Here is an 8470-nt window from a genome sequence, read left to right as displayed (position 1 = left end):
TCTTCCCCGCGCCCTCTCAGGGCGATGATTGCAGCATGACCCGGGCGCGGATGCGCCGCGGGACTGCGGCGGGCCGTTTGGAAACATCGTGTGGTGGATCAGCGAGACAGGCATGGGCTTCGGCACAATGGCCGACCAGGATCACCGGATCGTCGGCCGACCTACCCCAGGACGAGATCGGCAACTCGCCCTCGCTCCGGACGAAAATGCCGTGAACCAAGATCGGCTTGCGCGATTTCAAGGCTGTGACGGATCCTCCCGATGGCCGGGTGGCGCTTTCCCGCGGCAGGGACGACCGCGATCACTTCGCAGCGAAATTCACGCCGATCTCGGTCACCACAGGCGCGAGCTTCAGCAGCGCCGGGTTATCGGACGTCACCTTCACACCATCACCCGAGAGGGCCCGGGGCGTGTCCTTTTCGGTGCCGAAGCGTATCGTCACCGAGCAGCCGCCCGGCAGAGTCCGCCCCAGTGCGCCGTTCTTGAAGTCGGTGACGTAGCCGCCATAGTCCCAGCCGAAGCCCGCCACCGCGAAAGGCTTGCCGTTGGCTTTCTGGACGGCCGCGAGGCTCGCGCCGATGCTGATGCCGGCAACGCTCCAGCGGCTCGTCTTGGCCGTGTCGCGCAGGGTGAAGCCGGACACCGTCGCCGCCTTGTCCTCGATGAAGCCGACCTCGATGCGGCGGTCCATCGCGCGCGGAAACAGCACCAGCCCCTTGTACGTCTCGCCCTCCGCGCCCGGCAGATCCTGCATCACCGCCTCGTCGCCAAAACGCTGCTTGAGGCTGTTGGCGGTGTCGGTGGCCGCGATGGGCGACGTGCAGCTGATCGGTCCTTCGGTCGGCGGCGCTGTCTGCGCAAGGGCGGGAGAGGCAAGAAACAAGGCCGCAATGATCAAGACGTGGCGCATCCAGGACCTTTCGTCGGGAGCATGAGGAGGTGACCCAGCAGCTTGGTCTGGCGCGGCACGACGCCGGTTCACCGCGGATGTCAGGCCGCCAGACGCCGCTTCCTTACCGCCTCGCCAAAGGCCTCGAACAGCTTGCGATTGATCGGGTTCTTCTGCGGGTCGTACTCGGCGTGCCATTGGACACCCAGCGCGAAGCTCGGCGCCTCGGCGATGCGGATCGCCTCGATGGTGCCGTCCTCGGCGATGCCCTCGATGATCACGCGATCGCCGGGCTCGAGGATGCCCTGGCCGTGCAGCGAGTTCACCTTGATGCAGTCGCAGCCGAGGATCGCTGCGAAGGCGCCGCCGGGCGTCAGCTTGACCTCGTGGCGGTCGGCGAACACGACGGTCGGGTCGGGGTGAATCTCGCCGTTCTCCAGCCTCGGCATGCGATGGTTCATGCGGCCGGGAATCTCGCGGATCTCCGGATGCAGCGAACCGCCGAAGGCGACGTTCATCTCCTGCAGGCCACGGCAGATGCCGAACAGCGGAATGCCCCTGGCGACGCAGGCCTCCGACAGCTGCAGCGCGACCTCGTCGCGGTGGACATCGTAGGGTTCGTGCTTCACGCTCGGCTCGGTGTTGAAGCGCGTCGGATGCACGTTGGCGCGGGCGCCGGTCAGCACCACGCCATCGACGACGTCGAGCAGCGCCGCGATGTCGGTAATCTCCGGCACGCCGGCAAACATCAGCGGCAGCGCGCCGGCGACCTCGGCCACGGCGCTCAGATTGCGCTCGCCCACCATCTGCACGGTGAACCTGTTCTCGACGCGATGGCTGTTGCCGATCACGCCGACGACCGGACGCTTCATGGCCCTCTTTTCCGTTTTTTCCGTTTCTCTCCCGCGGAAGGCACAAATCATGCCTTTCGCAAATCATGCCCCTGTCCCCCTGCCGGATCAACCGACGCGCGCGCGGGTCCCCAATGCCGTTTCCGGACAACGCGGCGGATGTCGACATGCAACACCATGCCGCAAGCCCGCGCTTGATCCGGCAGCGGTTTTCGCCAATGTGGGGCGGCCGATCAGCACAGAGGATGCCGCATGACCGCCCCCGCAGACCCGCGCCTCCAGGCCCGCAGCGAGCACCGCAGCGACCTGGCTTGGGCCATCACGGTGGGCGGCATCGGCGTGATCCTGTTCATGGCGACGCTCGCCTTCAGCTGGTATTACGCTGCCGCGCTGTTCCTGCTGTTCTCCGGCATGCTGCTCGGCGTCGCGCTCAACGCGATGACGACCCTGCTCGGCCGTGTGCTGCCCTGGCCGCATCCGCTGCGGCTCGCCATCGTCTGTCTGGCGCTGGCGGCCCTGCTCGTCGGCATCGTCTTCCTCGGCGGCACCACCATTGCCGAGCAGGCCAAGGTGCTCAGCGACACGATCAAGTCGCAGCTCGGCAACATCAAGGGCTTCCTCGACCGCAACGGCATCGATACGAGCTTCTTCGACTTCAACGCCGGGACGCAGGCGACCTCCGCCCCCGACGGCGGCTCGACCACGCCGACGCAGGCGCCGTCCCATGGCCTCCCGGGCGGCCTGCCCTCGCCGAGCGCATTGGCCTCCTCCGGCGGCGCGATCGTCAGCCAGACCTTCAAGCTGCTGCTGGGCACCGTGAGCGCCGTCGGCAACTTCTTCATCGTGCTGTTCCTGGGCCTCGCCTTTGCCGCCCAGCCGGCGGTGTATCGCAGCGGCTTGCTGTTCCTGGCGCCGGCGAAGTACCGCGACCAGGCCACCGTGATCATCGACCGCATCAGCTACACGCTCGAGCGCTGGCTGATCGCGCAGATCACCACGATGTTCGCGGTGTTCCTGGTGACCTGGATCGGGCTTGCGATCATCGGCGTGCAGAGCTCGTTCATCCTCGGCATCCAGGCCGGCCTGCTCGCCTTCATCCCGACCGTCGGCGCGATCATCGCCGGCGTCATCGTGGTGCTGGCCAGCCTCGCCTCGGGCTGGGTCGCGGCCGTCTCGGCCTTCGTGCTGTTCCTCGGCGTGCACGCGATGGAGAGCTATGTGCTGACGCCGCTGATCCAGCGCCAGGCGCTGGACATCCCGCCGGCGACATTGTTCGCGTTCCAGATCCTGCTCGGCATCGTGTTCGGTGTCTGGGGCCTGACGCTGGCGCTGCCGCTGATGGCGATCGCCAAGGTCATGATCGACTATTTCAAGAGCGACCGCCACACCGAGGACGCCGCGGCGGCGATCTGAGCGTCGGCCGTTCAGCCAGCCGGCATCGCCGTCTCGACGAGCTTGGCCCAATAGCTGATGCCGTGCGGGATCACGTCGTCGTTGAAGTCGTATTCGGGGTGATGCACGCCCGCACCGTCGCCGATGCCCATGAACACGAAGGCGCCCGGCCGGGCCTGCAGCATGTAGGCAAAATCCTCGCCGCCGAGCCGCGGCGGCATGTCGGTGTTGACCTGGTCCGGCCCGACGACGCTGCGCGCCACCTGGGCCGCGAACGCGGTCTGCTCGGCGTGGTTGATGACGACGGGATAACCCCATTCGTAGTCGATCTCGACCTCGACGCCCATGCCGTTCGCAAGCCCTGTCACGACGCTCTTGAAGCGCTCGTCCATCAGGCGGCGGACCTCTTCGTCGAGCGTGCGCACGGTGCCGCCGATGACAGCGGTCTGCGGGATGATGTTGTCGGCCGAGGTCCCCGCATGGAAGCGCGTGATCGACAGCACCGCGCTCTCGACCGGATCGACGTTGCGCGCCACGATGGTCTGCAACGCGGTCACGATCTGCGCGCCGGCGATGATCGGGTCGACGCATTTGTTCGGGCGTGCGGCGTGGCCGCCGAGGCCCTTGAGGCGCACCTCGAAGGTGTCGGCGGCCGCCATGACGGCGCCGACGCGCGTCGAGACGTTGCCGAGCGGCATGCCCGGCGCATTGTGCAGGCCATAGACCTCCTCGATGCCGAAGCGCTCCATCAGGCCGTCCTCGACCATCGCGCGGCCGCCGGCCCCGCCCTCCTCGGCCGGCTGGAAGATCACGACGGCAGTGCCGGCGAAGTTGCGCGTCTCGGCGAGATAGCGCGCCGCGCCGAGCAGCATCGCCGTGTGGCCATCATGCCCGCAGGCGTGCATCCGGCCCGGAATGGTCGATTTGTGCGGGATGTCCCTGGTCTCCTGCAGCGGCAGCGCATCCATGTCGGCTCGCAGGCCGATCACCCGGGACGACGGCTCGCGGCCGCGGATGACGCCGACGACACCGGTGCGGCCGATGCCTGTCACAACCTCGTCGACGCCGAACGACGTCAGCAGCTCGGCGACGCGCGCGGCCGTCCGGTGCACCTCGTATTGCAGCTCGGGATGCTGGTGGAAATCCCGGCGCCAGACCTTGGCGTCCTCGGCGAGCTCAGCGGCGCGGTTGATGATCGGCATGTTGATATTCCCAGTGACGAGCGCGGCTCGATTCGAATTGTAAGCGTGGTGCATCCGCAGCCGCGTCGATCGGGCGCAAGCGGCACGGCGGCGCGGTGCCCCGGCGAGGGCGTTCGGACTCATTGCACGTTGAGCAGCATTGAAATGCAAGCCTCATTCGCTCATGCGGCTGTTGCGCGGGTTGCATTCCCACCGCTGATCGGAGGTTCGCTTTCGCGCAGGTTGCAACAGCAGCGATGCGATCCGGCGCCAGCGTGGATTTCAAGGAACCTCACTTGAAAAGCACGCCCTGCTCTGATCGGATGATGCAAGTTGTCTGCGCTGTGCACGTCGGTTGTTCATCATCTTCTCGAGACGATGCGATCGCGTGACTGGCGCCGCATGATCCGAATCTCATTTGCGCGCAGAGTTCAGGCCGACCGCTCGCCGTTGTGCAGACGGTCGGGCGTCGCTTGAACATGCGCATGGCCCAGCATGGCTGCCTGCGCCGGGAGTGGAGCGCGCAGCCGCATGACTCGAACGGATGGTTGAGCGATGCAACAGGCCGTAAGCGATGCGATGCGCCGCCGTGTCGTGATCTCCTCGACCATCGGCAATGCGCTCGAATGGTTCGACTTCACCGTGTTCGGGCTGTTCGCCGCAACCATCAGCAAGCTGTTCTTTCCCGCCGGCGATCCATTGGCCTCGCTGCTCTCCACCTTTGCCGTGTTCGGGCTCGCCTTCGTGGCGCGCCCGCTCGGTGGACTGGTGTTCGGCTTGTACGCCGACCGCTACGGGCGCAAGGCGGCGCTGGTCGCGATGATCACGATGATGGCCATCGGCACCGGCCTGATCGGCGTGCTGCCGACCTTCGAATCGATCGGCATTGCCGCGCCGCTCCTGCTGCTGCTCGCGCGACTGATCCAGGGTTTCTCGGCCGGCGGCGAGTTCGGCTCGGCGAGCGCCATGCTGATCGAGTTCGCGCCGCCCGGGCGCAAGGGCTTCTATGGCGCCTTCCAGACCGTGTCGCAGGCGCTCGCTTTCGCACTCGGCGCGTTGCTGGCGGTCGCGCTCGGCAAGACGCTTCCGGCTGCGGATTTCGCCAGCTGGGGCTGGCGGGTGCCGTTCATCCTGGGGATCCTGATCGGGCCCGTCGGCTGGTATTTGCGCCGGAGATGCGACGAATCGCCGGAATTCCAGGCCTATCTGGCGGAGCGGGCAGCGAGTGCGGCGCCCGCAAAAAGGACCCCGCTCGGGCAGCTGTTCGCGGAGCATCCGCGCGAGCTGATGGCCTCGTTCGGCCTGATCGCGGCTGGTACGGCGATCTACTATGTCGGCGGCGTCTTCCTGCCGGCCTATGCCGCGAGCGAGCTCAAGTTGCCGCTGGCCGACGCGCAGCTCGGGCTGCTCGTGGTCAGCCTCAGCAACATTCCGCTCGGTCTCGCCTCGGGCATGCTGTCGGACCGCATCGGCCGGCGACGCGTCATCGTGCCGGCGCTGCTGCTCTATCCGATCTTCTACGTCTTGCTGTTCAAACAGCTGGTGGCCGAGCCGAGCACCGCGCACCTCTGGCAGCTACAGACCGTCGGCCTGATCCTCGGCGTGCTCGGCGGCGCGTTGCCGGCGTTCATGACCGAGATCTTCCCTGTCGGGGTCCGCGCCACCGGCGCGTCGCTGATGTACAATCTCGGCGTGATGCTGTTCGGCGGCCTGGCGCCGTTCATCAATACCTGGCTGGTGCAGGTCACGGGCGACAAGTCCGCCCCGGTCTACTACATCCTCTTCGCAGCGGCGGTCGGCCTGCTCGGAATCGCCATGTACCGCGAGCGAGCGTGAGCGCGTCAGCCCGCCGCCGGCGGCCATTGGAGCGCGCGCAGCTCGCGCGCGAGGTTGGCGCGCGCCCGCTGCTCGAGCGCGGCCGCGAACTCCGCATCCGCATAAATCACCGGGCGGCTGGCAAACCGTCGAAGCACGGCGGCACGGCCCGCGCGGTAGACGTCGTCGGGTACATGCGCGTATTCGCGCCGGATCGCGCTCGCATAGGCGTCGTAGGTCGCCTGATCGGCGCCGAGCACGGCGAGATCGATCGAGACGAGCAGCGCGCCGCGCCTGTCGCCCGGCGCGACGTCGTGAGTGCGGGTCAGCCGGATCAGGCGGCCGACCTCGTCGCGCAGCTCAGGCGGCACGTGACGCTCGGCGAGATCAGCGCTCTGCTCCTCATTGTCGGCGCGCGTGGGGTCATAGACCACATCGTGCCACCAGATCGCGAGACTCAGGATCTCGCGATCGCGCGGGCTCAGACCGGTGACGGCATCGAGGCGCGCCAGGCAATCCTCGATATGAGCAAGGCCATGATAGTGCCGCCCCGCCGCGGAATAGGCGGCGACCAGCTCGTCACGAGTCATGGCGCGCTCCGCGGCTCAGCCGGCCGAGGTCAGCACTGTCTCGGTGTGCTCGACATCCGGCGGCGCGGCGAAATACTGGCCGACCAGGCCGCGCCATTCGGTGAAATTCTCCGAGCCGCGGAAATCCACCGTATGGTTTTCCAGCGTCTCCCACTTCACCATCAGCCGGTAGCGCTGCGGCTTCTCGATCGATCTGTGCAGCTCGAAGCCGTGAAAGCCCTTGGAGCGGCCGAAGGCGGCGCGCGCCTTGGCAACCGCAGCCTCGAAATCCTTCTCCGTGCCGGGCTTGACGTCGATCTGGGCGATTTCCGTGATCATGCTTGGTCGGCCTCCCCTGGTGTCTGGAGCGCTTGTCTAGCCCAGACCCCGGGGCAGCGGAAGCCGCGTCAGCTGGAGATCGCCGCCTGCCCTGGAGCCGCAGGCGCGGCGGCCGACGCTGCAGCCGCGCGCTGGCGGCGGTAGCGCTCCAGCGACAGCGGCAGTTCCGCCGAAGCCTCGACGCGATTGCGGCCCGAGCGCTTGGCCTTGTAGAGCGCGGTGTCGGCCGCAGCGAGCAGCACATCGAGTTCGGTGCCCGCGGGCCCACCGGCCACGCCGATGCTGACCGTGGTGTCGACCGGCTTCTCCTCGCACACCACGCCGGAGGCCGCGAAGGCCTCGCGCACGCGCTCGGCGGCGACCATCGCCTCCTCGATCGAGCACGGCAAGAGCGCCGCGAACTCCTCGCCGCCGATCCGCCCCGACAGGTCGGTCAGCCGCAGATTGTCGGCCACGACCTTGGCAAAGATCTTCAGGACATCGTCGCCCTCGGCATGGCCGAAGCGGTCATTGATCGACTTGAAATGATCGATATCGAAGATCAGGACACTCACGGGCCTCGCCTCGCGCGCCTCGCGCTCGATCAGCTGGTTGCAGGCATCGGCAAAGCCGCGGCGGTTGAGCAGCCCGGTCAGCGGATCGGTGGTCGCCGCGCGCTTGTGCGCAGAGACGATGCGCTCGGACACCAGCATGAAGATCACGAACACCGTGCCGACGGCGTACAGCACGAGCTCGATCGAGAAGATCGTCACCCAGGCGGCGGCAAAGGCGCCGTCGCCGTCGCGCAGCATGTTGCCGAGCAGGATCGGCAGCATCAGGACGAAGCCGTGCATCGCCGGCACCAACAGCGCCGGCCAGCGCTTCTGCAGCGTGCGGCGCCGCTCCTGCCACAGCTGCGCCGCGGTGAGCGTCGCATAGATCACGACGATGGCGGCGCCGATCGTGAGACGCAGCGCCTGCGCCGCGGGATCGAGCAGCATGCCGGAGGCGATCCACACGATCGCCCCGATCGCCAGCCCGGTCACGCTCGGCGATTTGCCGTGGAAGACCCGCGCCGCGTTCCACACCATGGCGGTCGCGATCAGGCCGATCGAGCTCAGGAACAGCGAGACCACCTCGCCGTAGAGGTCGCCGATCAAGGTCCACAGCGCGATCGCGACCGCGCCGAGGATATAGGCAGCTCCCCACCAGCGCAGCGCGGGCGTGTTCTCCTGCCGTCCGAAATACAGCAACATGGCGCCAAGCAGCGCCGCGACCATTGTCGCTACGATGTCGAGCGTCATGCTGTCGAGTGCCATGCGTCACCTCGGTGGCTGCGGCGGCGCGGAAACTAAGGGTTAGCGCCGCCTTATCGCGATCAACCTACCGGGCGGTCTGTTGGGAAGAGGTTTGCCTGGGATGCCAAGTTTTCTCGAAAAGCTCGTCACAACTCGC

At 67.3% G+C, this 8470-nt stretch carries 9 protein-coding genes; 2 read left to right on the top strand and 7 right to left on the bottom strand.

Going from position 1 to position 8470, the window contains the following annotated elements:
* Positions 1 to 16: 16 nt before the first annotated feature.
* The 3 genes from BRAS3809_RS35895 to BRAS3809_RS17395 form a co-directional block, all read right to left on the bottom strand.
* A complete protein-coding gene (locus BRAS3809_RS35895) occupies positions 17 to 241 on the bottom strand; it encodes a hypothetical protein (RefSeq protein WP_139017371.1) in 225 nt (74 codons plus the stop codon).
* Between the two features lie 60 nt (positions 242 to 301).
* Positions 302 to 910 (bottom strand): hypothetical protein, encoded by a 609-nt coding sequence (locus BRAS3809_RS17400; protein ID WP_008963412.1) that lies wholly within the window; start codon positions 908 to 910, stop codon positions 302 to 304.
* A gap of 80 nt (positions 911 to 990) precedes the next feature.
* On the bottom strand, positions 991 to 1761 hold the full coding sequence (locus BRAS3809_RS17395) for a gamma-glutamyl-gamma-aminobutyrate hydrolase family protein (protein WP_008963411.1): 771 nt from the start codon (positions 1759 to 1761) through the stop codon (positions 991 to 993).
* A gap of 231 nt (positions 1762 to 1992) precedes the next feature.
* On the opposite strand from BRAS3809_RS17395, the gene BRAS3809_RS17390 reads away from it, so the two are divergent.
* The gene (locus tag BRAS3809_RS17390) at positions 1993 to 3153 is read left to right on the top strand and encodes an AI-2E family transporter (RefSeq protein ID WP_008963410.1); all 1161 of its coding nucleotides are present in this window, start codon (positions 1993 to 1995) and stop codon (positions 3151 to 3153) included.
* 11 nt (positions 3154 to 3164) lie between these two features.
* Here the strand turns inward: BRAS3809_RS17390 and BRAS3809_RS17385 are convergent, their stop codons facing one another.
* Complete coding sequence (locus BRAS3809_RS17385; RefSeq protein WP_008963409.1) at positions 3165 to 4334, bottom strand: M20 aminoacylase family protein; 1170 nt, start codon at positions 4332 to 4334, stop codon at positions 3165 to 3167.
* A 534-nt stretch (positions 4335 to 4868) separates the two neighbouring features.
* Between BRAS3809_RS17385 and BRAS3809_RS17380 the strand changes: the two genes are divergently transcribed.
* Positions 4869 to 6149 carry an MFS transporter gene (locus BRAS3809_RS17380; RefSeq protein WP_035656567.1) on the top strand — a complete coding sequence of 427 codons (1281 nt, stop codon included), beginning with the start codon at positions 4869 to 4871 and terminating at the stop codon, positions 6147 to 6149.
* A gap of 5 nt (positions 6150 to 6154) precedes the next feature.
* Here the strand turns inward: BRAS3809_RS17380 and BRAS3809_RS17375 are convergent, their stop codons facing one another.
* From BRAS3809_RS17375 to BRAS3809_RS17365, 3 genes are all read right to left on the bottom strand, one after another.
* Positions 6155 to 6718 carry an HD domain-containing protein gene (locus BRAS3809_RS17375; RefSeq protein ID WP_008963407.1) on the bottom strand — a complete coding sequence of 188 codons (564 nt, stop codon included), beginning with the start codon at positions 6716 to 6718 and terminating at the stop codon, positions 6155 to 6157.
* 15 nt (positions 6719 to 6733) lie between these two features.
* On the bottom strand, positions 6734 to 7036 hold the full coding sequence (locus BRAS3809_RS17370; RefSeq protein WP_008963406.1) for an antibiotic biosynthesis monooxygenase family protein: 303 nt from the start codon (positions 7034 to 7036) through the stop codon (positions 6734 to 6736).
* A 68-nt stretch (positions 7037 to 7104) separates the two neighbouring features.
* Positions 7105 to 8334 (bottom strand): GGDEF domain-containing protein, encoded by a 1230-nt coding sequence (locus BRAS3809_RS17365; RefSeq protein ID WP_008963405.1) that lies wholly within the window; start codon positions 8332 to 8334, stop codon positions 7105 to 7107.
* Positions 8335 to 8470 lie beyond the last annotated feature (136 nt).

Origin of the sequence: Bradyrhizobium sp. STM 3809, assembly GCF_000239795.1 — a bacterium.
Lineage (GTDB): Bacteria > Pseudomonadota > Alphaproteobacteria > Rhizobiales > Xanthobacteraceae > Bradyrhizobium.
Note: the sequence above shows the minus strand (reverse complement) of the source record. Positions and strands in the feature narration are given on the sequence as shown.